Annotated in this window: 28 protein-coding genes; 19 read left to right on the forward strand and 9 right to left on the reverse strand. The window is 38.4% G+C overall.

The window, feature by feature from the left end; translation table 11 throughout:
• Window positions 1-109: 109 nt before the first annotated feature.
• Complete coding sequence (locus MBBTH_RS05615) at window positions 110-3,976, forward strand: right-handed parallel beta-helix repeat-containing protein (RefSeq protein ID WP_116592083.1); 3,867 nt, start codon at window positions 110-112, stop codon at window positions 3,974-3,976.
• Between the two features lie 559 nt (window positions 3,977-4,535).
• On the opposite strand, the gene gatE is transcribed toward MBBTH_RS05615, so the two are convergent.
• The 7 genes from gatE to MBBTH_RS05650 are packed head-to-tail and all read right to left on the reverse strand — an operon-like array spanning window position 4,536 to window position 12,840.
• A complete protein-coding gene (gatE, locus tag MBBTH_RS05620) occupies window positions 4,536-6,401 on the reverse strand; it encodes a Glu-tRNA(Gln) amidotransferase subunit GatE (RefSeq protein WP_116592084.1) in 1,866 nt (621 codons plus the stop codon).
• A gap of 9 nt (window positions 6,402-6,410) precedes the next feature.
• Window positions 6,411-7,721 (reverse strand): Glu-tRNA(Gln) amidotransferase subunit GatD, encoded by a 1,311-nt coding sequence (gene gatD / locus MBBTH_RS05625; RefSeq protein WP_116592085.1) that lies wholly within the window; start codon window positions 7,719-7,721, stop codon window positions 6,411-6,413.
• Between the two features lie 9 nt (window positions 7,722-7,730).
• Complete coding sequence (locus tag MBBTH_RS05630) at window positions 7,731-9,176, reverse strand: 2-oxoacid:acceptor oxidoreductase family protein (RefSeq protein ID WP_116592127.1); 1,446 nt, start codon at window positions 9,174-9,176, stop codon at window positions 7,731-7,733.
• 13 nt (window positions 9,177-9,189) lie between these two features.
• Window positions 9,190-10,305: a 3-methyl-2-oxobutanoate dehydrogenase subunit VorB gene (locus tag MBBTH_RS05635; protein WP_116592086.1), complete on the reverse strand. Its 1,116-nt coding sequence runs from the start codon at window positions 10,303-10,305 to the stop codon at window positions 9,190-9,192.
• Window positions 10,306-10,590 carry a 4Fe-4S dicluster domain-containing protein gene (locus MBBTH_RS05640; RefSeq protein ID WP_116592087.1) on the reverse strand — a complete coding sequence of 95 codons (285 nt, stop codon included), beginning with the start codon at window positions 10,588-10,590 and terminating at the stop codon, window positions 10,306-10,308.
• 9 nt (window positions 10,591-10,599) lie between these two features.
• A complete protein-coding gene (locus tag MBBTH_RS05645) occupies window positions 10,600-12,267 on the reverse strand; it encodes an AMP-binding protein (protein ID WP_116592088.1) in 1,668 nt (555 codons plus the stop codon).
• Between the two features lie 21 nt (window positions 12,268-12,288).
• Entirely contained in the window at window positions 12,289-12,840 is a 552-nt protein-coding gene (locus MBBTH_RS05650) for a helix-turn-helix domain-containing protein (RefSeq protein WP_116592089.1), read from the reverse strand.
• 226 nt (window positions 12,841-13,066) lie between these two features.
• On the opposite strand from MBBTH_RS05650, the gene MBBTH_RS05655 reads away from it, so the two are divergent.
• Window positions 13,067-13,438: a hypothetical protein gene (locus MBBTH_RS05655; RefSeq protein ID WP_116592090.1), complete on the forward strand. Its 372-nt coding sequence runs from the start codon at window positions 13,067-13,069 to the stop codon at window positions 13,436-13,438.
• 14 nt (window positions 13,439-13,452) lie between these two features.
• Here the strand turns inward: MBBTH_RS05655 and MBBTH_RS05660 are convergent, their stop codons facing one another.
• Window positions 13,453-14,259 carry a CPBP family intramembrane glutamic endopeptidase gene (locus MBBTH_RS05660; RefSeq protein ID WP_116592091.1) on the reverse strand — a complete coding sequence of 269 codons (807 nt, stop codon included), beginning with the start codon at window positions 14,257-14,259 and terminating at the stop codon, window positions 13,453-13,455.
• Window positions 14,260-14,270: 11 nt separating this feature from the next.
• Window positions 14,271-15,203: an NAD-dependent epimerase/dehydratase family protein gene (locus MBBTH_RS05665; RefSeq protein WP_116592092.1), complete on the reverse strand. Its 933-nt coding sequence runs from the start codon at window positions 15,201-15,203 to the stop codon at window positions 14,271-14,273.
• 114 nt (window positions 15,204-15,317) lie between these two features.
• Here MBBTH_RS05665 and ehaA point away from each other — a divergent pair, with 114 nt between their 5' ends.
• Genes ehaA through MBBTH_RS05750 form a run of 17 tightly spaced genes read left to right on the forward strand, consistent with a single transcriptional unit; the run spans window position 15,318 to window position 24,985 of the window.
• Window positions 15,318-15,707, forward strand: coding sequence for an energy-converting NiFe hydrogenase A subunit EhaA (gene ehaA, locus MBBTH_RS05670; protein ID WP_394340197.1), 390 nt, complete (start codon window positions 15,318-15,320; stop codon window positions 15,705-15,707).
• A complete protein-coding gene (locus MBBTH_RS05675) occupies window positions 15,700-16,197 on the forward strand; it encodes a hypothetical protein (protein ID WP_116592093.1) in 498 nt (165 codons plus the stop codon). Before ehaA ends, MBBTH_RS05675 begins: the two co-directional genes overlap by 8 nt.
• A gap of 4 nt (window positions 16,198-16,201) precedes the next feature.
• Window positions 16,202-16,450, forward strand: a complete 249-nt coding sequence (locus MBBTH_RS05680) for a DUF2109 domain-containing protein (RefSeq protein ID WP_116592094.1) — start codon at window positions 16,202-16,204, stop codon at window positions 16,448-16,450.
• A 6-nt stretch (window positions 16,451-16,456) separates the two neighbouring features.
• A complete protein-coding gene (locus MBBTH_RS05685; RefSeq protein WP_116592095.1) occupies window positions 16,457-16,723 on the forward strand; it encodes a DUF2108 domain-containing protein in 267 nt (88 codons plus the stop codon).
• Entirely contained in the window at window positions 16,720-16,980 is a 261-nt protein-coding gene (locus MBBTH_RS05690) for a DUF2107 family protein (RefSeq protein WP_116592096.1), read from the forward strand. The genes MBBTH_RS05685 and MBBTH_RS05690 overlap by 4 nt, the downstream gene beginning before the upstream one ends.
• A complete protein-coding gene (locus tag MBBTH_RS05695) occupies window positions 16,977-17,570 on the forward strand; it encodes an EhaF family protein (protein ID WP_116592097.1) in 594 nt (197 codons plus the stop codon). The genes MBBTH_RS05690 and MBBTH_RS05695 overlap by 4 nt, the downstream gene beginning before the upstream one ends.
• Window positions 17,570-18,253, forward strand: coding sequence for an EhaG family protein (locus MBBTH_RS05700; RefSeq protein ID WP_394340198.1), 684 nt, complete (start codon window positions 17,570-17,572; stop codon window positions 18,251-18,253). The genes MBBTH_RS05695 and MBBTH_RS05700 overlap by 1 nt, the downstream gene beginning before the upstream one ends.
• A 5-nt stretch (window positions 18,254-18,258) precedes the next feature.
• Window positions 18,259-18,930: a hypothetical protein gene (locus MBBTH_RS05705; protein WP_116592099.1), complete on the forward strand. Its 672-nt coding sequence runs from the start codon at window positions 18,259-18,261 to the stop codon at window positions 18,928-18,930.
• Between the two features lie 7 nt (window positions 18,931-18,937).
• On the forward strand, window positions 18,938-19,153 hold the full coding sequence (locus MBBTH_RS05710; RefSeq protein WP_116592100.1) for a DUF788 domain-containing protein: 216 nt from the start codon (window positions 18,938-18,940) through the stop codon (window positions 19,151-19,153).
• A 9-nt stretch (window positions 19,154-19,162) separates the two neighbouring features.
• Complete coding sequence (locus tag MBBTH_RS05715; RefSeq protein WP_116592101.1) at window positions 19,163-20,035, forward strand: respiratory chain complex I subunit 1 family protein; 873 nt, start codon at window positions 19,163-19,165, stop codon at window positions 20,033-20,035.
• Window positions 20,032-20,286: a hypothetical protein gene (locus tag MBBTH_RS05720; RefSeq protein ID WP_116592102.1), complete on the forward strand. Its 255-nt coding sequence runs from the start codon at window positions 20,032-20,034 to the stop codon at window positions 20,284-20,286. Before MBBTH_RS05715 ends, MBBTH_RS05720 begins: the two co-directional genes overlap by 4 nt.
• Before the next feature lie 8 nt (window positions 20,287-20,294).
• Window positions 20,295-20,597, forward strand: a complete 303-nt coding sequence (locus MBBTH_RS05725; RefSeq protein ID WP_116592103.1) for an energy-converting hydrogenase subunit EhaL family protein — start codon at window positions 20,295-20,297, stop codon at window positions 20,595-20,597.
• A 10-nt stretch (window positions 20,598-20,607) separates the two neighbouring features.
• Window positions 20,608-21,000, forward strand: a complete 393-nt coding sequence (locus tag MBBTH_RS05730) for a DUF1959 family protein (protein ID WP_116592104.1) — start codon at window positions 20,608-20,610, stop codon at window positions 20,998-21,000.
• Window positions 21,001-21,017: 17 nt separating this feature from the next.
• A complete protein-coding gene (locus MBBTH_RS05735; protein ID WP_116592105.1) occupies window positions 21,018-21,467 on the forward strand; it encodes an NADH-quinone oxidoreductase subunit B family protein in 450 nt (149 codons plus the stop codon).
• Window positions 21,464-22,588 carry a hydrogenase large subunit gene (locus MBBTH_RS05740; protein ID WP_116592106.1) on the forward strand — a complete coding sequence of 375 codons (1,125 nt, stop codon included), beginning with the start codon at window positions 21,464-21,466 and terminating at the stop codon, window positions 22,586-22,588. The genes MBBTH_RS05735 and MBBTH_RS05740 overlap by 4 nt, the downstream gene beginning before the upstream one ends.
• Before the next feature lies 1 nt (window position 22,589).
• Complete coding sequence (locus MBBTH_RS05745) at window positions 22,590-23,618, forward strand: 4Fe-4S binding protein (RefSeq protein ID WP_116592107.1); 1,029 nt, start codon at window positions 22,590-22,592, stop codon at window positions 23,616-23,618.
• The gene (locus MBBTH_RS05750; protein ID WP_116592108.1) at window positions 23,615-24,985 is read left to right on the forward strand and encodes a 4Fe-4S binding protein; all 1,371 of its coding nucleotides are present in this window, start codon (window positions 23,615-23,617) and stop codon (window positions 24,983-24,985) included. Before MBBTH_RS05745 ends, MBBTH_RS05750 begins: the two co-directional genes overlap by 4 nt.
• Window positions 24,986-24,989 lie beyond the last annotated feature (4 nt).

Raw genomic sequence — 24,989 nt, forward strand, 5'->3', positions numbered from 1 at the left:
TATTTATATTTATATTTACAGACTTTTAATCATATTTTGAATATTTTAAAACTGAAAATAACAGTTTACAACAATTTATTCAAAAGCCATTAATTTGAGGGGGATAATTATGAAGAAGGGAATATTTATTTTTATTTTGCTGATTCTGGCCTTGTTCAGTGTCTCCTGCGTATGTGCGGCAGATGTGGATGATGCGCTGGCAGCCAACGAGGATACGGGAGAAATTGAATTATCACATGGAATTGAAAGTGCAGATGACAATTTAGGGACAATCGAAGAACAAAAAGTAACACAAACGGATAATGAGGAAAAAACAGGTGCAACTGATGACGGAACGTTTGAAGCATTAAGGACTAAGATTGAGGGTGCATCTTCTGGAGATACAGTATATCTGGAAAACAATTATTCCTGTGAAGACTCATGGAGTAGGCATAGGGGAATTGATATTGACAAATCCAATTTGGTCATTGATGGTCAAGGCCATACAATCGATGCAAAACAAAAAACAAGAATTTTCGATGTTTATGCAGATAATGTGACCATAAAAAACATCAAATTCATAAACGCTAAATATGAAAATAGCGGTGGTGCTATCCAATTGTATGAAAGTGCTAATGGTAGTGTTTCTGGTTGTAGTTTTGTGAATTGTTCTACTGGTGATAGTGGTGGTGCTATCTGCTGGTATGACAGTCCTTATGGTAGTGTTTCTGGTTGTAGTTTTGTGAATTGTTCTGCTGGTCATGATGGTGGTGCTATCGAATGGTCTCATAGTGATAATGGTAGTGTTTCTGGTTGTAGTTTTGTGAATTGTTCTGCTGGTATCAATGGTGGTGCTGTCAACTGGTATAGCAGTGCTAATGGCAATATTTCTGATTGTGTTTTCATAAATAACACTGCTTCTGAAGGAAGAGCTATTAATATGTATAGTGGTTCTTCTGCTAGTTTGGACTGTAACTGGTTTGGAAATACAGCAGAAAACTACAAAACATCCCCTAATGCATATATTAGTGGTGCAGTTCCTGACAATTGGCTGTTTTTAAATGCCACTGTTAATCCTAATCCTATTTTAATTACAGAAACTGCAGACATCATCTTCAAATTATATTTATACAACGGCACTTCAGGAAACATAACCGATTACACTTCATTGGCTAAAGTCGATTTGACATTGAATTCTAACGGCAAACTCGATAAGAATGTCACTGGTCTTGATGAAAAGGTCACATTCACACCAACAAGTCTTGGAACTGGCAGTGTAACTGCAACAATAGGTGATGTGGCTTATACAACAACATTAACAGTCACAACTGACGGAACAACATTCTGGGATTTGAACCAGACAATAAATGGCAACACAAATGACACCATTACATTAGATAAGAATTATGCTTATAATCCTGCTTCTGATTCCGCTTTTATAGAGGGTATTGCGATAACTAGGCAGGTTACAATAAATGGTAATGGCCATACAATTGATGCTAAAGGCCAGGCACGTATCCTTTTGGTTATATGCGATAATGTAAATATTAATAATGTTACTTTTCTAAACGGTAAATTTAGTGGTCATGGAGGAGCAATATTCTTTGATAGTACTGGTAATGTGACAAATTGTAATTTTACTAACAACACTGTAACTGGAGATTACAGTTCTGGTGGTGCAATTTTCTTCGTGAATACTGGTACTGTGACAAATTGTAATTTTGTTGACAACACTGCAAACTATGAAAGTGGTGCTATTAGATTCAGTGGTTCAGGTACTGTGTCAAATTGTAATTTTACTGACAACTCTGCTACTGTAAATGGTGGTGCAGTTTACTTCCACAGTACTGGTAATGTGACAAATTGTAATTTTATTAATAACTCTGCTATATCTGGTGGTGCTATTTATTTCGTTGAGAATTCTAATGGTAATGTAAAAAATTGTAATTTTATTAATAACTCTGCTATATCTGGTGGTGCTATTTATTTCGCTGAGAGCTTTAAGGGTTATGTAACAAATTGTGATTTTACTAACAACACTGCAACAAAATTTGGGGGTGCTGTTTTCTTTTATAGAGATAGTACTGTTAAAAATTGTAATTTTACTAAGAACACTGCTTCCACAGATGGTGGTGGTGGTGCAATTTGGGTTTATTATGGTAAATTTAATGTAACAAATTGTAATTTTATTAATAACACTGCTGGTACTGAGGGTGGTGGTGCTCTCAACATGGTTTCAGGTAATGTAACAAATTGTAATTTTATTAATAACACTGCTGATACTAATGGTGGTGCTTTCTGGGTTCATTCAGCTAATGTAACAAATTGTAATTTTATTAATAACTCTGCTATATCTGGTGGGGCTACTAAATTTGAAGGTAGAAGTAATGTAGCAAATTGTAATTTTATTAATAACTCTGCTATATCTGGTGGGGCTATTAAATTTGAAGGTAGAGGTAATGTAACAAATTGTAATTTCACCGGCAATAAAGCAAATACAGGTTCTGCAATTTACTCCAGCAAGTTTGGATCATCATATGTTTCCAATTCTTGTTTCTTAAACAATAAAGCAAATGTTGAAACTTTAGATGTAGTTAAAAACGAAAATAATATTACCATTACATTTATGGGTCAGGATAACCTTTTAAATGCAATCTATTCAGAAAATAATGTTGAAGTCACCTTTAACAATGTGACTTATTGGGGTGCAAACGGCATTACAACTATCAGTTCCGCCAAATCCGGATCCAATAGGGAAGCCGGTCAAAACATAACAATCGGAATAGTTGTTAATGATGTCATTGTTTTAAATGAGGTTAAAGTCACAGATGAGAACGGTGCAATTGTTTTGGATATAAGTGTTGGTGGAAATTATTATATCAGTGCCCGCCATGATGAGGATTCATACTACACACAAGCCGAAACAATATTGACAAACATGAAATTCCACGTTAACGTAACCGAAACAGAAACCACAAATAAAACCGTAAACATAACTGCAAAATCTAATATCTTCAATGAGACTATGCCAGGTAAATTACTATTTATCTTACCAAACGGAACTCAGATTAATGCAACTTATGGTGCTAACGGTATCTGGTGGGCAGTACATACATTTGACGCTTACGGTGAATATCAAGTCAATGCAACCTATGTTGGATTGGATAATGTAACTGTTAACAATGCTACAATAACTGTAAACAAGATTAAAACAGAACTGTCAGGTAATGCAATAACTACAACCTACAACATCAACAAGGATTTGATTATCACATTGACTGACAGCAATGGCAATCCTTTGGCGGGTGAAAAGATAACAGTCAGCTTGAACGGTGCTAAAACATACACCACCGACAAGAACGGCCAGGTCAAGGTATCAACCAAGGGACTTGCTCCTAAAACTTACACTGCTAAGGTAACATTTAACGGCGATACCAACTATGACAAGTCAACTAAAGACATTAAGGTTACTGTCAAGAAGGCAACTCCTAAACTGACTGCCAAAAAGAAAACATTCAAATCCAGTGTCAAAACCAAAAAGTACACTGTTGTCTTAAAGGACAATACTGGCAAGGCAATCAAGAAGGCCAAAGTCACCCTGAAAGTCAAAGGCAAAACATATAAAGCCACTACAAACAGCAAAGGCAAAGCAGTCTTCAAGATTAAAAACCTAAAGAAAAAAGGCAAATACACTGCGGTCATAAAATTCAAAGGAAACAAATACTACAACAAGGCAACCAAAAAGGCTAAAATAAAAGTCATAGTTACTTTCAAAACTGTTTCTAAGGGAAGCAAGGACAAAGCAACAGTCAGGGAAATCCAACAAGCATTGAAAAACAATGGATATTACCTCACATATGACGGGCATTATTTAAAAATCGATGGAATCTATCACGGCTGCACAGAAAGATCAGTCAAGGAATTCCAACACGATAAACACTTGAAAGTGACTGGTAAAGTTGATGAAATAACAGCCAAAAAACTTGGAATAATTTAATTGAATGTAGTGCTTCTGCACTACAACTTTTTTATTTTTTCACCATAACTATAGCCATACAAATGCTCAAAGAGCACTTCATTTATTCACTATTTTCTTCTTCAAAACCTTGGTTATACGGCTTATGATTTCAATCTGCTCCAGCACTGGTTGCCGACGGAATTAATTTCATAATGTCATGTAGATGGACTTAAATATAAATTGAAAGTTATGTAAAAAGAGAGAGTATTGGTGTTTAAGTGACTAGTTTAAACACCATGTGTTTTTTCTAAGGAAAATTATATATTGGCAGATTTTTTTAATTTTCCGAACGACTTGTATCAAATTAGCAAATTGTGAGAAATCTAATTTAACACAAACTAATTTTGGAGAGAGTATTATTATTTAACTAATAATATGGAGTATTTTAGGCATGCCTAAATTTCAACTCTATTAATTACTTTGTCTGCATAGTATATAAAGCTTTCTATTTTTTAGGTATGCCTAAATTATTATTGATCTTCTGTAAACTTCAAATTTGTAGAAAAAAGAGTAAGATAAGATACTCCTTAGAGTATCCTTAGATTAATTTTTGAATTTCTTCACGGACGATTTTGTTTACAAGTCCGCCGTCCGCTTTTCCTTTGAGCTGCTTCATGCACATTCCCATCAATGGACCCATAGCGCCCATTTGACGTTCCTTAACCATTCCCTCATTGTTTGCAACAATTTCAGAAATTATATTGTGGACATCTTCCTCGCTCATCATGGTCAAATTGTTTTTCTCAGCGATTTCAGCTATGTCTACATCAGGTGTCTTGATGGTTTCAACAGCCAGTTTACGAACGCTGTCCTTAGCTATTTTGCCGTCAGCCAATAATGTGAATATTCCTTTGAAATGATCTAAAGTTAAGACATTAACATCATGCCCTTCCCTTTTGATTTCTCTAAGGTCATATGCAAGAAGTGAAGCTACAGGGGTTGCATCCACATCAACGTCAGCTAAAACGGCCTCAAACATGTCCGCCTCTTGCCTTTTAACCAATTGTGTTGCCAAATCTTCACTTAACTTGTACTCTTCAATGATTCTGGCCTGTTTGACGTCAGGCAATTCAGGCAAGTTGTTAGCTATCGGTTCGATTCTGTCTGAAGTGATCTTGAATAATGGAATGTCGGTTTCAAGATACATTCTGTTTGCAGTCGGAAGAGGTCTCATGTATTCAGTGTTGCCGTCATCCAATGCCTTACGGGTTTCTTCAACAACGCCCTCAAGACCTAAATTGGCTCTTCTTTTAACCTCTTCAAGCGCGGATATTGCAATATCCTCGTCATGAGCCACAATAATGAATGCGTCATCATCACCAATGTTTAGGAATTCGGTGACCTTATCAACCTCATCCTGTGTGATTCCATAAGCAGGCAATTCATCTGAGTGGAAAATGCCTGCAACGCCACGTTTTTTGGCATAGCTTGCAATTTCAGTACCGAATCTTCTTCCCGGCTGAACTTCACGACCGATCAATCCGTCGTAACCTTTCAACACGACCGCCTTGATGGTTTCGGCAGATTTCAAGATTTTTGACTCGGTATCCTCAAGCAATTCATCCAGGTCATGAATCTCTTCAAGCACTTCAGCGTTTCTAGCTTCGAGCTCTTTTTTAATGTCAATCAGTGCCAATTGTCTTGTGACTTCACGGTTAACGATTTCGGCCATTAAATCCAAGTCCTGAACACCCTTGATTTCCACACGTGCACCTTCGGCAATGGAAATGTTCAAGTCCTGTCTGATTGTACCAAGGCCTCTTTTAACGTTGGTGCTTCTTAGGATTTGACCAAGCATGTAGGCAACTTCCCTTACCTGGTCCGGATGGTGCATTGAAGGGTCTGTTGTGATTTCGGCTAATGGTATACCTAATCTGTCCAATCTGAATTCGGTAAATCCGTCCTTGGTTTCAACTCTTCTTGCGGCGTCCTCTTCAAGGCCTAAACTTTCAATGACAACCCTTCCGTATGGTGTGTCAAGATAGCCGTCGGTTGCAACCATACCTGTCCTTTGGAAACCACCGGTGTTACTTCCATCAATAACTTGTTTACGCATTGTATGGAATTCATCAACAATGTGCATGTTCATCAAGCATGCAATAGTGATACAAATGTCTAGAGCTTCCTCGTTTAGGCTGTGAGGTGGTTCATCATCGTTTTCAACAAGGCAGGTGTGCTTTGCAAAGTTTTCATACTTGAAGTTAAGTCCCCTCAAGGATTCCTGCAATGCCGCACGGTCGATTTCACCAAGCTCTGATTGGGTTGGCCTCAGTTTTCTTTGAATGAGTTCATCAAACTCATCGTCAACAAGCTCTGTTTTACATGGACAGAATAACTTATGCTCACTGTTCAATTGTTGGTGAATTTCAATTCCCATTTTTAATCCTAATTTCTCATAATCCATGCTATCACCCTAATTCAAGAAATCCTTAATTGTGGATTTTTCTCCAAATTCACCTGCAACGTTTGTTTGCATAATCTCTTTTACTTCTGCGTAATCGTCACTTTGACCCAATGCCCAGCATAACTTGACATATGTGGTCTCAGGAGTCATGTCAATTCCGGAAATCACTCCGACATCCAGTATGTTACGTCCTGTGGAGTAGACATTCATGTTTACTCTTCCGTAAAGGCATTGTGAGGTCATTATAACTGGGATATTTTCGTCCTGTGCCCTTTTGAATGAGTCAATCAGGTCATTTGGAACATGTCCGAGACCGGTTCCTTCAATGACAAGGCCCTTATATCCTTTATCAATGTGATATTCGATGTAGTCTTTGGAAATGCCAGGGAAACTTTTAATGAATCCTACCTTTTCCTCAATTGAGGTATTCAATTCAAGTTCATTGGCTCCGCGTTTGGTATAGTTATATTCAGGGTTTATGCTGACCTTCCTGTTTTGGATTTTAGCAATAGGCTGTGCATTGATGCTTCTGAAGGTGTCCCTTCTTGATGTGTGCATTTTCCTGACCTTTGTACCCTTATGTAAGTAGGTGTACTCGTCATTTAAACTTCCATGCATGCACACGCAGACTTCAGCCAAGTCTGATTTTGCTGCAATCACTGAATCGATAAGGTTGATGTTGGCGTCACTTGAAGGCCTGTCTGAACTTCTTTGAGCTCCGGTAATGATAATCGGAACAGGTGTTTTCAACATGAAACTCAATGCTGCGGATGTGTAGTGCATGGTATCGGTACCGTGAGCTATAACAACGCCGTCAGCGCCGTCTGATATGTCATTGGCTATCTCTTCGGCAGCCTTGACCCAGTATTCAGGTTTCATGTCTTCACTTAGGATATTGTATAGTGCCTTAACGTTGTAGTTGGCATAATCCAACAGTTCAGGATTGGCCTTTACCAAATCTGATGCGGTAAATGCAGGGTGTACGGCTCCTGTTCTGTAATCAATAACGGATGACACTGTACCTCCGGTTGAAACTATTGAAATGTTCTGCTTTGAATCATCATGAGGAATCTCGGTTTCGCCAAATCCGATTTTTGGCTTTTCCCCTTTCTCAATGAGTTCTGCGGTTGTGTTCTCAATGGCTACACCGATGTTGTAACCGCTTGACAATTTGATTACAAGATATCCGTCATCTGCATCCTCTGGCCTATCAAGCAAAATACCGGTATAAGAGATGTCCTCCTTGTTGACCTTGATCTTGTCCCCTATACCTAAACCATAATTCTCCATATAATTTTTAGCATTTTCTTTATAAGTCATCAAATCACGCTATGAGTTGTTTTTAATCCATTCGGCTCCAGCTTTTAAAACTTCAATGTTCACGTCAATGACTTTTGGTTTTGATGCAAACATTTCACGAATCGCATTTTCGTAGGATTCACGTTTTAAAACATCGCCTAATTCTGTTAATGCTCCTAAAAGGGCAGTGTTAGCGGTTCTTGCGTTTCCATGTTCTTCAGCAATATCCACACATGGCATTGCAATGACCTTCACGTCCCTATCGGTTTCAAATTCACCTATTTTAGAATCGTAAAGTATTACTCCGCCTTCTTTCACATCCTGTGAGAACTGTTCTAGGGAAGGCTTGTTTAAAGCAATAAGAATGTCAATATCGTCAACGACAGGAGTACCTATTGTCTCATTGGATATTACTACGGAACAGTTGGATTTTCCTCCCCTTTGTTCAGGTCCGTAGCTCGGATACCATGAAACGTGTTTTCCTTCAGCACAGGCCGCTTGAGCGATTGTAAGTCCTGCACTCAATACTCCCTGACCTCCAAATCCTGAAACCTTGATGCTTACAGGTTCCATTTCGTCATCGACATAACCTGAATCCTCGCTTCTTGTAACATTAAATATTTTATCCAGGGATTCGGTTGAAAAGTCACTTGCAGGTCTTTGAACAGGCTCTTTGGTGTACATGTTATTTCTGAAGTTTTTGACAGGGAATTCCTTTTCCATCTGCTCTTCAATGAATTTCTGTGCACTTGCAACGTCCTGTTTTAAGTTTGTAGGACAAGGTGATAGGACTTCAACAAATGAATAGCCTTTTCCCTCTTTTTGAATGGTTAATGCCTGTTTGATTGCGTATTTTGCAAGTCTGATTTTCAATGGGTTTGCAAGGGATACCCTTTCGATGAATACAGGTGCCTTCAATGTGTTGATCAATTCACACATGTGGGTTGGGTGTCCTGCATAGTCAGGATCCCTTCCGGTTTGGCAAGTTACGGTTTTTTCACCGATTAGAGTGGTTGGAGCCATTTGCCCACCAGTCATTCCGTAAACTGTGTTGTTCACGAAGAACACTGCCATCTTCTCTCCACGGTTGGCAGCCTGTAATGTTTCATTCAAACCGATTGAAGCTAGGTCCCCGTCTCCTTGGTAACTCATTACAATTGCATTGTCTTCAGCTCTTGAAATACCTGTGGCCACTGCAGGTGCCCTTCCGTGAGCGGTCTGGAAGTTTCCACAGTTGAAGTAGAAATATGCGTATACTGAACATCCAACTGGGGAGATCATTACGCAGCGTTCCTGTATTCCAAGCTCGTCCATACATTCAGCTATCAATTTATGTAATATTCCATGTCCACAACCTGCACAGTAGTGAGTAGATTGGATATTTGTTCCTTTTCTAGGATACTCTTCTAAAAGGGATTGTGGATTTCTACGTATTTGTAATTCATAATCTTTATCATTTAATTCTTTTTCACTCATTTTTCCACATCCTTTAGTCAATTATATTTGGACTGGCTTTCTCCTCACTTCTTTTGGATAAGTCTATGTCTTCATCTTCAACGCCGGCTATTTCATAAATCTTGGCAAGAATCTGTTTCAGTTCAATTAGATTACCACCCATCCTGTTGACAAGGTGAGTGTCCTCTTTTCTAAGGGCTGCAAACTGCACGTCAGCCAATAGCTGTCCGTTACTCATTTCGACTGAAATGAAACTTACTCCCTTATCGGATAGCTCCTTAATTCTGTCAACTGGGAAAGGATTTAATGTGATTGGTCTTAAAAGTCCAACTTTCAAGCCTTTTTCACGGCTTTTGTCAACCGCTGATCTTGCAATACGGCTACTGATACCGAATGAGACTAAAACAATGTCGGCATCGTCAACTTGGTATTCGTCAACTATGACCTCCTCAGCATCGATTTTAGCATATTTTTCCTGAAGTTTGTAGTTGAAGTCTTCCAAATCGTTAAAGTCATTAAAGATTGAAGTAATGAGATTGTCCATGGTTTCCTTTGAGCCTTTCACTGCCCATGGCTTGTCATTTTTCGGTTCAATTGCCTCTTCAGGGAACACTAAAGGTTCTGCCATCTGACCGAGGGTACCGTCAGCCAATACAACTACAGGGTTTCTCCATTTGTCTGCAAGTTCAAAGGCTTTCATGGTCAGGTCACACATTTCCTGAACGCTGTTTGGGGCTAAAACTATGTTCTTATAGTTTCCGTGGCCTCCACCTTTGACGATCTGATTGTAGTCCCCCTGTTCAGGTCCGATATTTCCAAGTCCAGGTCCTGCCCTCATGATATCAACAATAACGGCAGGCAATTCCGCACCAGCAAGGAATGTGAATCCTTCCTGCATTAAGCTAATACCAGGTCCTGATGAGGAGGTCATTACTCTGTGGCCGGTACCTGATGCACCATAAACCATATTGATTGATGCCTCTTCACTTTCAGCTTGAACAAAGTTTCTTCCAACCATTGGGAAGTATTTTGATGCTTCGTGTAGAATTTCACTTGCAGGAGTAATTGGGTATCCGAAGAAACAGTCACAACCTGCATACATTGCACCGATGACAACTGCGGTGTTTCCTTTTACCATTTGATTACTCATTTATTTTCCCCCTTTACCAGCTGCTTTTGCTTTAATCATTTTTGCAACTGAATCGTTTACAATCTTTTTATATTGATGTACTTCTAACGCTAACGGTTCCGGACATGTAAAGTAACAGTCTTTGCATCCGGTGCATCCGTTTCCACTATAATATGCAAATTGATATCCTGCATCGTTCATGTCATCTGATAGTAATATTGCATTTTGAGGACATCCGACTATACATCTCATACAGCCTTTGCATAGCTCTTTATTTATAACTGGATAAGATATCTCTTCTGTCATTTATATCATCTAATTTTTATTATCGTTTTCTCTGATTTCAACTCTTCTTATCTTACCACTGATTGTTTCCGGTATTTCATCGGTATATTCAATCATTCTAGGGTATTTATAAGGAGCTGTAACTCTTTTAACATGATTTTGTATATCTTTAGTAAGTTGTTCTGATGGTTCGAAGCCAGGTTGCAATATGATAGTTGCCTTTACGATTTGGCCTCTCACTTCATCAGGATAAGCGGTAATTGCACAGTTTGAAACTGCTTCGTGAGACAGTACGGCACTTTCCACTTCGTACGGTCCAATACGGTAACCTGAAGATTTGATGATGTCGTCGTTTCTTCCGACAAAGTGCACATATCCGTCTTCATCCACCCATGCGGTATCTCCGCAGTGATAATAACCATGATGGATTTGTTTTTTGTATTTTTCTTCATCATTCACGTAGTCTTTAAATAATCCAGGATTAGGACCATCATTCATTTTAAAACAAAGTTCTCCTTCATCTCCGATTTCAACTTTGTTGTGGTTTTCATCAAGTAAATGCAAATCGAATAATGGGGAAGGCTTTCCGATTGAACCAACCTTTGCATCAAGCCAAATGAATGTTCCGATGGATAAGGTGGTTTCAGTTTGTCCGAATCCCTCTTTAATTCTGAGTCCTGAAATGTCGTAGAATCTTTCTGAAACTTCAGGAGGTAACGGTTCCCCTGCAGTTGTAACGTATTTTAAGTTTGAAAGGTCATATCCATCAATGTTTTCTTTAATGATGAATCTGTAAATTGTTGGAGGGGCACAGAATGTATCCACTTTATTTTCAATGATTTTCTCAAGCAGTTTGATTCCGTTGAACCGGTCATAATCATAGATGAATACGCTGGTTCCAGCAATCCATTGGCCGTATAGGTTTCCCCATACCGCTTTACCCCATCCTGTATCCGCTGCGGTGTGGTGAATTCCATCCTCCACAACATTATGCCAATATTTTGCGGTTGGAATGTGACCTAAGGAGTAGGTATGCTTGTGTGATACCATTTTCGGAAGTCCGCTGGTTCCGGATGTGAAATAGATTAGGAATATCTCTTCAGCGTAGGTTTTGTCTTCTCCGGTTGGCCTTTCAAAAACAGGGCTTTCCTTTTCGATTGCCTCATTGAAGTTGATCCAACCGTCCCTGTCGGTTTCAATAGCCAATTTTTTCAAACTGATTCCTAATGATTCTTCAGCCGCCTCATAGTCAGGCAACAAGGTATCTTCTTCCACTGACACGACCATTTTCACATTCGCTTCCTTTATCCTGAAATCAATATCATGAAGCTTTAACATGTGTGTTCCAGGAATTGGTATTGCACCGATCTTATGCAATGCAACCATACAGAACCAGAATTCGTATCTGTTTTTGAGTGTGAGCATTACACAATCGCCTTTTTTAATTCCTAAGCTTTTAAATAAGTTTGCAGCTTTGTTTGAATACTCTTTCATCTCCTTGAATGTGAAGGTATGGTTTTCATCATGGTCATTGGTCCAGATTAATGCTATTTTTTCAGGGTCGATTTCAGCGTACTTGTCCACAACATCGAACCCGAAGTTGTAATCGTCATTGTATGTGAGTTTAAAGTTTTCAAAAAAGTCTTCATAAGAGTCAAAGTCAACTCTCTCTACAAAATCTCCTATTACTGATGTCATTAAAATTACTCCTGATAAATATTATATGATTACTGCTAAGAATTTAGCGGGTTTATCGTTAAGCGCTACCATTGCGTGTCTGTGTGCTGAATCAAAGAAGATGCAGTCTCCTTCGTTAAGCACGATTTCGTTGTTGTGTATATAAATTTTTAAGGAACCCTCCAGGACATAGTTGAATTCCTGTCCAGGGTGTGAGTTTAGTGAAGGCACAGGGTTCTTCTCAGGGTCAACCACTACAAGGAAGGTTTCGGCTTTTTTGTGAATGAAATTAGAACATAGGTTTTCGTGAGTATATTCCTTTCTTCTGTCCACTGAAACTCCCTTGTTTGCACGGGTGACGTCAAAGATGCTCATTCTGCTTTCTTCACCGGTTAATAATAATCCTAAATCAACTTTGAAAATGTGTGCAAGTTCGTATAAGAAACTTGCTGGAATGTCTACTTCAGCGTTCTCATATTGGATGTATGTTTCTTCATTAATGTTCAAATCGTCTGCAATCTCTTTAATAGTAATATCTGATAGTTCTCTCAGTTCTCTAATTCTGTCTCCAATATCTTTATTGTATTCATTCATTTATTACACCTAATTTTTCTAATTGATTTTGATATTATAATTAAATATTATAACATATTATAAATTTTGATTTTGAAGTTATTTAAATCTTATTAAAAATCGTTATAATTCGTTATAAATTTGCTGAACGAAATTTTTTTAGATTGTACATTTTTGTGACAATATAGGAAAGTTTTAAATACTTCAAACAATAATTCTAATTTATTAATAAAGAGGAGATTATAAGATGTCATCTAGTGAGATTGGTACTAATGTGGTTTTCAAAAAACAGTTAGGCCTTAATTATGAAATCGACCAAAAATACGTTGGTCTAAAAATGAAGGAAAATAACATTTTATCTTTTAATTTCAGAGTTCCTGGAGCTTTAAAAGACGAGGTTGAAGCTTACTTTAAAAGATTTAAATTAGGTGAACCAATTCTAGTGGACATTGGTGGAACCGGAGACATCAAATGTGATTTTAAAGGCGTTTCACCGGTGCTTAAAAACAAGGATGAATTTGACCAATACTTCATCTCAGCCACTCTGCAAGAGGATAAACATTATGATCCTTTAGAAGAGGAAAAATGCGAAACCTGTAGTGGATGTGGATTCCACTAACATTAACTTTTTTTTTAACTATAAATTTTTTTAATGGCTTGTGTTTCTTTAATTATATATTTGGCCAACAGGACAGTTGCAATTATTGTAATGATTAATGAAGGAACAATCCAAGGCAATTGGGTCATATAAATGTCAAAACTAGTTATTTCCATAATTGTCGCAACCACGTTATTGATGAAATGGACACTCATTGGAATCAGGATATTGTCAGTTTTCAAATATAGGATGCACATGCAGACTCCAAATAGAAATGCGCTGGTAATTCCGCCCGGTTCATGGCCGATTGCAAAAATGAATGATGAGATAATCATTGCAGGAACAATTCCTGTTCGGATTTTTAATCTGTTAAACAGCACGCCTCTGAATGCCAATTCTTCAACAATGGGTGCAAAAATAATTGCGGTGATTGAATCAAGAATCCAGACACTTGAATCAATATTGGCGGTATCTATATCCCACATTGGAACCCAATTAGGATCCCCGAATCCAATAAAGATGTCTAATGCGGAAATCAGGAGCACGAATAGGCCTGCAAACAATATGTTGAGAAGGAAAACATACAATATTTCCTTTTTAACATCATCCTTAAACAGATTATCAAAATTCTTTTCAAGACCTCGTGTGCCTCGCAATGCCCAAATGAAGAGCAATAATACAATTAGCATAAATAGAATCATGAATAGCTCGCCATCATCAAAAACCGGGAATATTGCTGTTAGGACCCCAGTGATGATGAATGTCAATATTATTCCAACAATCAATTCCCTTATTCTTATTGTTCTCAATCGAACATTGAAGTCAATGACGCTTTTATCCATAATATCCTCCATTAAAGAATGCTTTTAAACCAATCAACGGTTTCCATTAAGTTCTCTTCAAACTTGTCTGAATTGATTGTCAATCCTATTTTTTCCATATTGCTAACGTTCGCCAGGGAATGCCTGATGTCCCCTAAACGTCCAGGACAGTATTTCGCTTCAACATCGCTTCCGAGGGAATTTCTGATAATCTCATATAGCTGGTTTATTGTCAGCTTCTCGCCTGAAGCGACATTGATGACTCCATTAAAATCTGATTCGCAGGCCCTGATGTTTGCATTTACAACATCGCCAATGTAGACAAAATCCCTGCTCTGTTCCCCATCTCCGTAAATGAGTGGTGTTTCCCCTTCAAGAATTGCTGAGATGAAGTTTGGTATAACTGCGGCATATTGGGAATTCTTGTCCTGCTTAGGTCCGAATATGTTAAAGTATCTCAATGCGACATAGTCAAGCCCGTAGTCTTCATGGAATGTCTTCAGGTAAAGTTCGCAGCCTGCCTTTGATGCTGCATAGGGGGAAGCGGGCATCAAAGTTTCGCTTTCCTTCAGAGGCAGGTTTTTATTGTCTCCGTATACTGAAGAGGAAGATGCAAAGATGACCTTTTTAACATCGTTCTTAATTGCTGCGTTCAAAAGCCTGACGGTTGCGTCAAGATTTATCTCATAGCATTCCAGAGGCTTTTCAATGCTTAACTGCACATTTGCCATTGCGGCAAAATGAAATATGTAATCAATATTTTCGGTGACCTCATCGAAGTTGACCTTTCGGATATCCTCATTTATTACTTTCAGGTTTTCATGGTCGGGATTGTCAATATTGTCAATATTTCCTGTGGAGAAATTATCAACTATTACAATATTGTTTTTGTTTATTAGTTCATTAACAGTGTGAGAACCTATAAATCCTGCTCCACCAGTTATCAAAAGGTTTTTATTGTTCATTAAGCCACCATTTAATTATTAAGCTTACATTAAAGCAATTATATATTATTTTTAAGTAACAATATTTATATATTTTTATATATAATAATTATATTATAAGAGGAGTCTAATAATATGTTTAATTTGATGGATAGTACCCTATTATTTGCTTCTTACGGCAGCTATTTGGGACATAGCAATATAAGTATAGGCGCATTTGACATTGTGTTAGCTTATATTGTGGCTATTGTTTGCGCCATTGCGGTCGCTTTAGTTTTAAAACTCCCATTATTGCCTAGCAAACCATATAGGTATTCTTTTGATGTAAGTGCACTATATCCTACTCCAATAATAGCTATTGGTATTCTGTCTTTATTTTTAGTTTTGGATTATACATTCATGTATAACGGTTTGGTTTTAGCTGTTGTTGTCGGTGTTTTATCTGCATTATTTGTGAAATATTTATTTGATTTTGTATTTCCAAAGCCTCTTGATGAAAATACAGGAGAGGATATTGATGAATGAGGTAATTGGAATAGTAATTGCCGCAATTCTTTGTTGGTTGAATTTTGTAATAGTAGATACATATTTCGGACTTCCCGAGCAGCCTGGCGTTAGAGGGGCCAGTATTGTAGGTAAAGACATTGAGAAAAGAGGGGGAGATATTGCTGGTGGATTCTTCCAAGGAAACGTTTTATGTTCTCCGGACGCATCTGCTGGTACATTATTAGCTTCTATTGGATACTTGCTTTTAGGAATTCCTGGAGGGATAATTGCAGCATTTTTCGTATTCATCGGAAATAGGTTATGTGCTGATCCGGGATATGCCGGAACTGTTGGAAGCCTGACTGCTACAGCAATCATATTCGTGACATCTTTCATAGGCCTGACACCTGAAATGTTCATTGTCGGCATGGTCATAGCCATATTGACCATTATGGGAATAGATCAGGCCAAAGCTTCAATAGTTTTAGGAAAAATTGCCAAAAAGTTCAATAGGCATGCTAGAGAGTGATTATATGTATGTTGAAATTATTGGAGTCATAGTCATATTTGTAGCATTAAGAGCTTTAATAACTCGAAACAGAGCTGAAAGATTATTATATTTAAATGTTATTGGTTTTGGAGTTTCTGCTATTATTGCTTTAGTAATTAATACTCCATTTGCTCTTATAGTTGCAGCAGCATTCTTTATTTGTTCAACAATTAGTGCAAATGCTATTGCCTATACATTAAAAAGACTAGATGAGGAAATACTTTTGGAGTGATTTGAAGTGGAGTTTTTCGTATCAATTATTGCAATAGCTTTAATGATTATTGGAGCATTCGGAATAATATTCATGAAAAAACCTTTGGATAAGGTTATCATGTTTTCAATACTCGATGCAGGATTTGTTTTAGTTATTGTATTATTCAAATATTTGGATGTTGCAATGTTTGCGGCTCTTGCGGGTCCTCTGTCAACATTAGTATTTATTTTATCTATTGTCAAGATTAAGGAAATCAGATTAAAGAAAATCGCAAGTGGTGATGCGGAATGATTGATGTTGCATTGTTTTTCTACTTTGGAATCTTCTTGGCCATTGTTGGAAGTTTGGCTACCGCCTGGGGTCCTGGAGTCAATGACCCTATTGTAAGGACATTCAATACAGAGATTGCTTCAATCGGAGTCTGTCTTGTGTTATTGTGCTACAATCATGTTTTGGCATTGTTGACATTGCTTGCAACAACCGTTATTATTAGCTTAATCTTATTCAGAGCAATTATTCGTTTAGAAGAAATGGGGGCTGATGTATGAGGATTGGAGTTTTATGGAATAAGCTAGCAGAGCCTAAAAACATTCCACGCTTATTTGCATTTAGCCTTGGAATCATATTGATAATTGGTTTAATTGTGCCGATGGCATTAAATCCTGACCAGTTATATCCTAGACCTGCACCGCAGGAGCAAGTTGATGCAGGACTTGCAATCGCACCTTATGACAGGGGCGGAGAAGTCCTGGTCGAACCTGGGGAAATAAACCCTCAATATCCTGACAATGCAGCTAGTTTAGGAATGATTACTGCATACATGTCACCATTGGCCCAATGGATATCATCAATTTCGCCGTACTTCGGTACATCCATTTATTCATCTCCTGGTGGATTAATTGATGAAATACTGTATTATACAAGGGGATTCGATACAATACTTGAATCCAGTATTTTGATGATGTCATTCATTATTGCTTCATGGTTATCCATTAATTATACAATGAATAGAAAAAATGATGAAAAAGAAATTAAAAAGGACTTCAAAAAGGCCATTACAGAATCTACACAGGTAGCTAATGAAGTCAAAGCAAATGATGCAAAAGCAAGATCAAAACAATTGAGGAGGGATAACTGATGCTTTACGTTCCTCAAGAGTTTATTAGCATGTATCTGCCTGCAATCTATGCGGGATTGATTGTCGGTTTCATAGGCACAATGGCAATTGCAATTAATAGACGAGAATTGCATATTCTAATATTAACCGACATTGTAGGTCTTGCAATGATATTTGTGGTTTCTGCAGTTGGAACCGACCTTGCAGAAGCGTTAATTTTACCTGGTTTGGTAGTGGAATTAGCCGAGACCTTGGCTATTTCCGAGATACTGATTACAAGAGAAATGCGTAAGATCGAACAGGACCCAAGAAGAAACTTGTCAGTGTCCTCTTCAATTTTCCCACAGGCATTCTCTCTGGACATGGAAATCATGACCACTGCACCTAATTTCATTGCATTGGTCCTGGTGGGATATGGAATTTTCCTGACTGGTTTTACTGGAGGAGCAGTAGCTGGTGGAGGAATCGTATTGTATGCATTATCTAAAAAAGCAAGAGGACTTCCAGTATTGATGTTGGACGGTATTGCTGGAGTTTCCGGTATTGCATGGTGTTTATGGATTATCGGATTCCTATTGTTCTTTGTCACACCGCAATATTGGTTATTGAGTTTATTCTTGGCAGCATGTGGATTATTATTAAAAGTAGCTTCAAAAGTAGGTTTAATAGGCCTGCTTATGAGAGAGGACATCGATAAGGAGTAGATAATATGGATTTCGTTACACTTGGTGGAAATTTGCTTGGAACAATTCCCCTTGGGGATATTGTATTATACTTAACTCCGTTTAACCTGTTCCTGTTTGCGGTTTTACTTGGTTTCACATTATTGATTGGATTAAGTAAACCTGAAACACAGGTGGAAGCTACTATGCATTATTTACATAATACTGAAGTTAAAGTAGGTGAAAAGGAACTTAAACAAAGGAGATTCCTGGCAGTTATTTGTGGTATAGCCTCTGCCGGAGCTATGATCACTGGAGATTTGTTCAACTTCACATTGTTCATGGCATTGGTCGGTATTTTAAACATAGGTATCGTATCAGCGGTAAGGCAAACCAGTGTTTTAAACTCAGCTTTCAATTACGGTTTGATTGCAATGATGTGTAGTTTGCCTTTATTTGGTGGGGCAGCCATTATTTTAGCATCCACAGGTACATTGTCACTTGCGGTATTGTCCCAGATGCCTGCAAGCCCTATGGTAGTGTTTGGTGCAGTATTGATGTTGCTAGGAATTTTGGGTGAAAGTGGTGTAGCGCCATTCTTCGCAAGTAAGGCGGAGATGTTCAGGACAGCAGGTTCCCCTTATATTGTTATTATTCACTTAAGTTCATTGTTTATTATTGTAAGAGCTGTTGAAATATTATTATTGGTATTGTGGTAGTGAGAGTATGGTAAATCAAAAAATCACATGTATTATCTTATTGGTTTTATCAACATTAGCTATTCTTGCATGTTTGGTCATAAACTTTGAGGCATGGATAGTCTATGCTGTAGCTATATTTGGTATTCCAACATGGGTTTTATCCTTGGGTCTGTTGACAATGGCCAAGGCAAAGCCTGAAGATGTAGAAGAAAGAGTGAAGGAGCCATTCACCGGGTATTAAAGTGGTATTATGAATTTAATGGCAGAAATCTTAATTCAGGTTATTATTGCATTTCTAGGGGGAAGCCTTCTTCTGGGATTGCATAGGAAGGTAATGGCACGTGTACAGAAACGTCCGGGACCGCCGATTGTACAGCAGTTAATACACTCTTTGAAATTCTTCTTCAAGGAAACTGCATTTCCAAAAACAGTGTCAAAGGTATTTTATATAGGCATTGTATTTATCCTGGCATTGATTTGGATTGTTGGTGTTATTGTAGGTCCTGTAGCTCACGATTCCTTATTAATATTATTTGGTGTTTATGCAGTCTACAAGATTGTTGAGCACAACTCCGGATCAAGTTCCGGTTCTCCGTACGGTAAATTGAGTTGTGTAAGGGCAGTATTGTCAGCGGCCACTGAATTGCCGTTGTTTGCAGCTATAGTATTCGTTTATCTGGTGACCGGCACAATGAACATTGGAGAAATTATCACTTATCAATCAGTTCATGGTCCTTTGATATATTCAATTCCGTTAGCAGCCTTAATGTTCTTTATGTTAATCATTACAAAATCCCCATACTCTCCATTTGCGATTACAAAGGACAAGGTTTTGATTTCCGGATTTGAAACTGAGCACTTTGGATTCCTGAGAGGTTTCATGTTGTTTTCCGAAGCGATAGCATGGTATGTGCTGCTTTGGGTGTTCCTGACAATATTCTTCGGCCCATTGAATGCCGTAGGATATCTGATTGGAATGATTGTGATTTCATTCGTCACAGGATTCATTAACGCAACAACTCCGCTTTTAAGTCCAAATCATTCAGTCATGACCCAAATTACCTTAGGAGCAATCTGCTTCTTCGGAACAGTATTGATGATATTTACAGGAGTGGTAGCATGAATAGTGAAGATATGATTGTCTATATGACCGCATTAGTTGCAATTGGAGTCATTGTTGTGGGCATTCTCACAACAGCATTGCACTCAACTATCATTGCGCCAATCGTGATTATTGGAATTGTCCTGGCAATCTTCGTATGGCTTTCAAGGGGCAATTTTTCACACAAGATAGAAAGTTTAGAGAAAATATGTTTCATAATAACATTTTTAGCAATAATCTGTTCATTCATATTGCTTTATAAACCGATGTAGGAGATATTATGTTAGATTATATGATTTACATAATTACATTCACTGTGGGTTCAATCCTTGGTTTGCTTTACAGCTATTCCAAGCATGGCGAGCCTTTTGTTGCAGTAACAAAACTCAATATTCCATTCATGATTGTTTCAATAGTGGGATGGTTTTTGGGATTCAATTCAGGTAATGTCATTCTCTCTGCAATTGGTTTTCTCCTTGCAGGGTTTGTAATGGGCGAAAGGCCAGGATATGGAAGAAAGGAGACAGCAATAGGTTTGATTGTTGCTATTGTCGCTTATGTATTATTAAAATGGACAGTATGATGTGATGGAAATGGATGATGATGCTAAATTAGAATTGATGCAAAGAAGAATAGTAAAGAGTTTTGCTGTGCAGAGGGATGTTATAATTCCACTTTCCAAGGAATTCGATTGTACTGTTGAGGAATTGGAGGATGTGTTCTTCCATCTGTTCGATATGTCCTCCCTTCAGACATTGCATGCGACATTTGAATCTGCTCAGGACATCTGCCTATATCAGAAATTGAATGCGGATTTGAGGCTGTGCTGGTTCAACGGCACTTTTGAAGTCATATCAGATGAGGATGCCAAAAATCTTAAAATGGAATTGATTGAAGAGATTAAGAATGGAAAATCCTATGAGGAAGCCTTGAAAGAAGGGCAATTAAAATTATTTGAATTATTGAAAAAAGAAGCTATATATTAAATTAAAGAGGGAGTACAATGTTAGATGCTATTAAGGATGTTGTGAGGAAAAGCTCTATCCACGTCTGTATCGTAAATTGTGGCGGATGTAACGGATGTGACGTAGAATGCGTTGCGCTGTTATCTCCAAGATACGACCTAGAGCAATACGGCATATATGTTCACAATAATCCTCGTGAAGCTGATGTTCTGTTGTTAACCGGTGCAGTAACCGAACAATGGAAAGATAACTTAAAAAGAATATATGATAAGGCTCCTGAACCAAAAATAGCAGTAGCGGTTGGAAACTGCCCGATATCCGGAGACGTGTTTGCCCAAGAGGGAGGTCATGTCAATGCCCCTGCGTCAAATTTCGTCCCGGTTGCAGCAGAGATTCCTGGCTGTCCGCCAAGACCCAATGAAATATTGGAAGCCATCTTGGCTGTCGGACCGCAAGCTATTGCTGACCGTGGGAGGGAGCAAAAATGATCGTACCTATTGGCCCAATTCACCCGGCCTTAAAGGAACCTATCAGATTGAAGCTTCAAACTGAAGGTGAAAGAGTAGTTAAGGCAGAAATTGAATATGGTTATGTTCATAGGGGAATTGAAAAGATAATGGAAGGAAAAACCTGGCAGAAAGCAATCTATCTGTCTGAAAGGGTATGTGGTATATGTTCATATGAACACACACAAACCTTCGCCGAAACCATTGAAAAGATTTCAGATGTGGATGTGCCTCCAAGAGCCCAATTCTTGAGGGTAATTGCCAATGAATTGGACAGGATTCAAAGTCACCTGCTTGCAAATTCCACCTTCTTCAAGTCAATGGACCATGAAACATTATTCATGCATGTTTTGGAGTTAAGGGAATATGCAATGGACTCCATTGAACTGTTGACTGGAAATAGAGTCAATATGGGTTGGAATGTTGTCGGCGGTGTGAGGATGGACGCCGATGAGCGCCATTTCGAACCTATTCTTGAAAACCTCAAGAAGATTGAGGACAGGTTTGAAATAGTAAGGGCACTGTTTGCGGAAGGTCCTGCATTGGCCTTAAGATGTAAGGGTATAGGATACATGTCCAAGAAAGAAGCCATCAAAGGACGTGCCGTAGGGCCTATCGGAAGGGCCTCTGATATTAAGGAAGATTACCGTGTTGGCCACTACACCTATGATGATTATTTCGATTTTAATGTGATTAGAAGAAAAGAGGGAGACAATTACGCAAGAACAATGACAAGGTTCGATGAGATTCCGGAATCCATCAGCTTAGTCAGGCAAGCTATTGAGAATATACCTGATGGTGAAGTTCGTACTCCTGCTGACATCAAATCAGGATATGCAATGCGTAAAAACGAGGCTCCCCGTGGTGAAGTCACATACATGATTGAAACCAACGGCAATTTAATCAAAAACATTTCAATTAGAACCCCAAGTATCACTAATATGGATTCATGTGCAAGATATATGATTCGTGACGTTCCAACCGTTGCAGATGCGGTTTCCACTTATGCGTCATGCGATCCATGTGTGGCATGTGCTGAAAGAGTGGCTATCACAAATGAAGCCGGAAAAACCATTTATAAAAGATTGGATGAGGTGATATAAGATGTCATCTCTAATGTGGTATATTTTTGATTTTGCCCGTAAGGCATGGGCTGATGCATTTGCAAATGCAAAATCAGAGCCTGAAATCTCCGAAAAACCGGAACGTTTCAGGGACTTCCCAAAAGTCAATAAAGAGTATTGTATTGGATGTGGCGCATGTACCGTATCCTGTCCTTCACCGAATGCAATCAAGCTGGTTCGTGATGAGGACACAGAGGAAGGTGCGGGTATGACATATCCTGTAATTAAATTGGGAGCATGTATCCGTTGCGGTTTCTGTGCTGAGGTTTGCCCAACCGATCCGAAAACATTGGAATGTGGTTTGAATCATTTGATTTTACCGGAATTCAATATCATTCCGTCAAAAAGACAATATATTGTTGACGATTATTTATGTATTAAATGTAAAAAGTGTTTAAAACAATGTCCTGTCGATGCGATAAGCGAAGTGGACGGGAAAGTTGTTGTGGACCCTCTCACATGCATTTCATGTGGGGACTGTCTTGATGTATGTCCAGTCAACGGTGCAATGAAAGCAGTGTTTGTCGATAACTTGCAAGACCAAAAGGATTTGATTCTTTTGTGTGTGGATTATCTTGAGGAATACATTAATTCCAAAGAGGACGATTTGAGGTCCTTGGAGAAAAACGGTTTGCTGCAATATGATGTGCCGTTGTCAAATATATGGGATAAGGCCTTGAAAATCATTCCTGATGAGGAGATTGCATTGGAGATTATAACCAATGCGGTTAATAGGCTTAAAGTCAGAATAATCGACTGGGATAAGGATAAATGTAAGAAATGCCAGTTATGTATTCCTGATTGTCCAACAGGATGTATTTCATTTGACGAAGCTGAGGATACAATTGTAAGAGATAAGGATAGATGTTTAAGATGCAGTATTTGTTACCAAACATGTCCGTTTTCAGTAATCAAATACTTCATTTCCAAGTTCTCACTTGATGACGGTGAGAACATTCATGTTACAGTAAAGGCATCTAATCTGAATGATGACTTGTTTATGGAGTGAGTGTTATGATTGACAGTTATACTAAAACACCAAGACCATTGAGACACGTTGATGTTGATTACGTAGTTGATCAGACCAAATGTGCGGAATGTAAGGACAAACCATGTTTGGAATCCTGTCCTATTGACGCAATATACATCGATGAAACTGATGGTCTCATAAAATTAAAAACCACATGTTTCGGTTGCGTATTATGTCGTAACGCTTGTCCATTTGATGCAATATCCCTTGATGTTAATATGGATCCTCCTTTAAAGGAAAACGTTCCAAACATCAACACAAAATTATGTAAGGCCTGTGGAGCATGTGTTCAAGCATGTAAAAACGGTTCCATTCACATTGTGGCTGACGGTAATGAGATGCCTCACAGCCAAATCGACAAGGATTCCTGTGTCAGATGCGGATACTGTTTCAGGGTATGTCCAACCGATGCGATTAAATACGGGGAGCTGCTTCCTAAGACCGTTAAGGGAGGAAAAGCAATCGTCGTTAATCAGAAAAACTGTATCGGCTGTATGACCTGTACAAGAGTATGTCCGTCAATGGGAGCAATTAATGTCGGAAGGACAAATAAGCTGCCATACATTAATCCGGGATACTGTGCAAGATGTGAGGAATGTATGCATTCCTGTCCGTCAGGCGCAATCAGGTACTCTTCACGTAAGAAGGCCTATAAGATGTACAGTGAAATCAAGTCATTCGACATCGTGTCCAGCATCATAGACCACGACGTTAAAAGATTATCTCTTGATTTAATCAGTTTGAATAAGGTTCTTGAAAAGGTAGGAAGGTCAATTGCATTGGAATTCAATGACCAAAGCTTCGAAAACTTCATTGAGTGCAAAGTGAACGACATGATGGAAAGGGAGCTTAAGATAAGTCTCGATTCCAGCATTGAAATAGACAAGTTCACAAAACTCTTCGGATCATATCTTATGGACAGGAACATTGAGGTTTATGATAAGAAATGTATAGCATGCGGTGAATGTTATAACGTCTGTCCTGTAAATGCAATTGAGACAAACGGTCCAAATCCGATTACAATTAATGATGACTGTGTATTCTGCGGAAAATGTGTCGAAGCTTGTCAGTTTGATGCGATTGGAGCTTATGACGATTACTTCTACAGTAAGGATAGTGACCTGTACTATGCAAGGTCATACCTGCATCAGCAAAGGCTTGGTGACTTTTCACTTTCTTCAGAGAAATGCCAGGCATGTGCAATCTGTACCAAAAACTGTCCTGTTGGCGCATTGACATTGACAGATGATGACAGAATCGAGTTTGACAGTGAAAAATGTATCTACTGCAGAACATGTGAGGCCATTTGTCCGCTTGATGCAATAAGAATAGTTAATTTCAGGTGAGTTA

Source organism: Methanobrevibacter thaueri (genome assembly GCF_003111625.1).
GTDB lineage: Archaea > Methanobacteriota > Methanobacteria > Methanobacteriales > Methanobacteriaceae > Methanocatella > Methanocatella thaueri.

What these genes read in the sequence shown, in the direction of transcription:
- MBBTH_RS05660 (WP_116592091.1), bottom strand. Translation starts at nt 14,259, where the DNA reads ATGGATAAAAGCGTCATTGACTTCAATGTTCGATTGAGAACAATAAGA.
- MBBTH_RS05740 (WP_116592106.1), top strand. Translation starts at nt 21,464, where the DNA reads ATGATCGTACCTATTGGCCCAATTCACCCGGCCTTAAAGGAACCTATC.
- MBBTH_RS05640 (WP_116592087.1), bottom strand. Translation starts at nt 10,590, where the DNA reads ATGACAGAAGAGATATCTTATCCAGTTATAAATAAAGAGCTATGCAAA.
- MBBTH_RS05690 (WP_116592096.1), top strand. Translation starts at nt 16,720, where the DNA reads ATGATTGATGTTGCATTGTTTTTCTACTTTGGAATCTTCTTGGCCATT.
- MBBTH_RS05695 (WP_116592097.1), top strand. Translation starts at nt 16,977, where the DNA reads ATGAGGATTGGAGTTTTATGGAATAAGCTAGCAGAGCCTAAAAACATT.
- MBBTH_RS05655 (WP_116592090.1), top strand. Translation starts at nt 13,067, where the DNA reads ATGTCATCTAGTGAGATTGGTACTAATGTGGTTTTCAAAAAACAGTTA.
- MBBTH_RS05705 (WP_116592099.1), top strand. Translation starts at nt 18,259, where the DNA reads ATGGATTTCGTTACACTTGGTGGAAATTTGCTTGGAACAATTCCCCTT.
- MBBTH_RS05650 (WP_116592089.1), bottom strand. Translation starts at nt 12,840, where the DNA reads ATGAATGAATACAATAAAGATATTGGAGACAGAATTAGAGAACTGAGA.
- MBBTH_RS05615 (WP_116592083.1), top strand. Translation starts at nt 110, where the DNA reads ATGAAGAAGGGAATATTTATTTTTATTTTGCTGATTCTGGCCTTGTTC.
- MBBTH_RS05665 (WP_116592092.1), bottom strand. Translation starts at nt 15,203, where the DNA reads ATGAACAATAAAAACCTTTTGATAACTGGTGGAGCAGGATTTATAGGT.
- gatE (WP_116592084.1), bottom strand. Translation starts at nt 6,401, where the DNA reads ATGGATTATGAGAAATTAGGATTAAAAATGGGAATTGAAATTCACCAA.
- MBBTH_RS05735 (WP_116592105.1), top strand. Translation starts at nt 21,018, where the DNA reads ATGTTAGATGCTATTAAGGATGTTGTGAGGAAAAGCTCTATCCACGTC.
- MBBTH_RS05720 (WP_116592102.1), top strand. Translation starts at nt 20,032, where the DNA reads ATGAATAGTGAAGATATGATTGTCTATATGACCGCATTAGTTGCAATT.
- MBBTH_RS05745 (WP_116592107.1), top strand. Translation starts at nt 22,590, where the DNA reads ATGTCATCTCTAATGTGGTATATTTTTGATTTTGCCCGTAAGGCATGG.
- MBBTH_RS05645 (WP_116592088.1), bottom strand. Translation starts at nt 12,267, where the DNA reads ATGACATCAGTAATAGGAGATTTTGTAGAGAGAGTTGACTTTGACTCT.
- gatD (WP_116592085.1), bottom strand. Translation starts at nt 7,721, where the DNA reads ATGACTTATAAAGAAAATGCTAAAAATTATATGGAGAATTATGGTTTA.
- ehaA (WP_394340197.1), top strand. Translation starts at nt 15,318, where the DNA reads ATGTTTAATTTGATGGATAGTACCCTATTATTTGCTTCTTACGGCAGC.
- MBBTH_RS05675 (WP_116592093.1), top strand. Translation starts at nt 15,700, where the DNA reads ATGAATGAGGTAATTGGAATAGTAATTGCCGCAATTCTTTGTTGGTTG.
- MBBTH_RS05710 (WP_116592100.1), top strand. Translation starts at nt 18,938, where the DNA reads ATGGTAAATCAAAAAATCACATGTATTATCTTATTGGTTTTATCAACA.
- MBBTH_RS05680 (WP_116592094.1), top strand. Translation starts at nt 16,202, where the DNA reads ATGTATGTTGAAATTATTGGAGTCATAGTCATATTTGTAGCATTAAGA.
- MBBTH_RS05635 (WP_116592086.1), bottom strand. Translation starts at nt 10,305, where the DNA reads ATGAGTAATCAAATGGTAAAAGGAAACACCGCAGTTGTCATCGGTGCA.
- MBBTH_RS05725 (WP_116592103.1), top strand. Translation starts at nt 20,295, where the DNA reads ATGTTAGATTATATGATTTACATAATTACATTCACTGTGGGTTCAATC.
- MBBTH_RS05700 (WP_394340198.1), top strand. Translation starts at nt 17,570, where the DNA reads ATGCTTTACGTTCCTCAAGAGTTTATTAGCATGTATCTGCCTGCAATC.
- MBBTH_RS05715 (WP_116592101.1), top strand. Translation starts at nt 19,163, where the DNA reads ATGAATTTAATGGCAGAAATCTTAATTCAGGTTATTATTGCATTTCTA.
- MBBTH_RS05730 (WP_116592104.1), top strand. Translation starts at nt 20,608, where the DNA reads ATGGATGATGATGCTAAATTAGAATTGATGCAAAGAAGAATAGTAAAG.
- MBBTH_RS05630 (WP_116592127.1), bottom strand. Translation starts at nt 9,176, where the DNA reads ATGAGTGAAAAAGAATTAAATGATAAAGATTATGAATTACAAATACGT.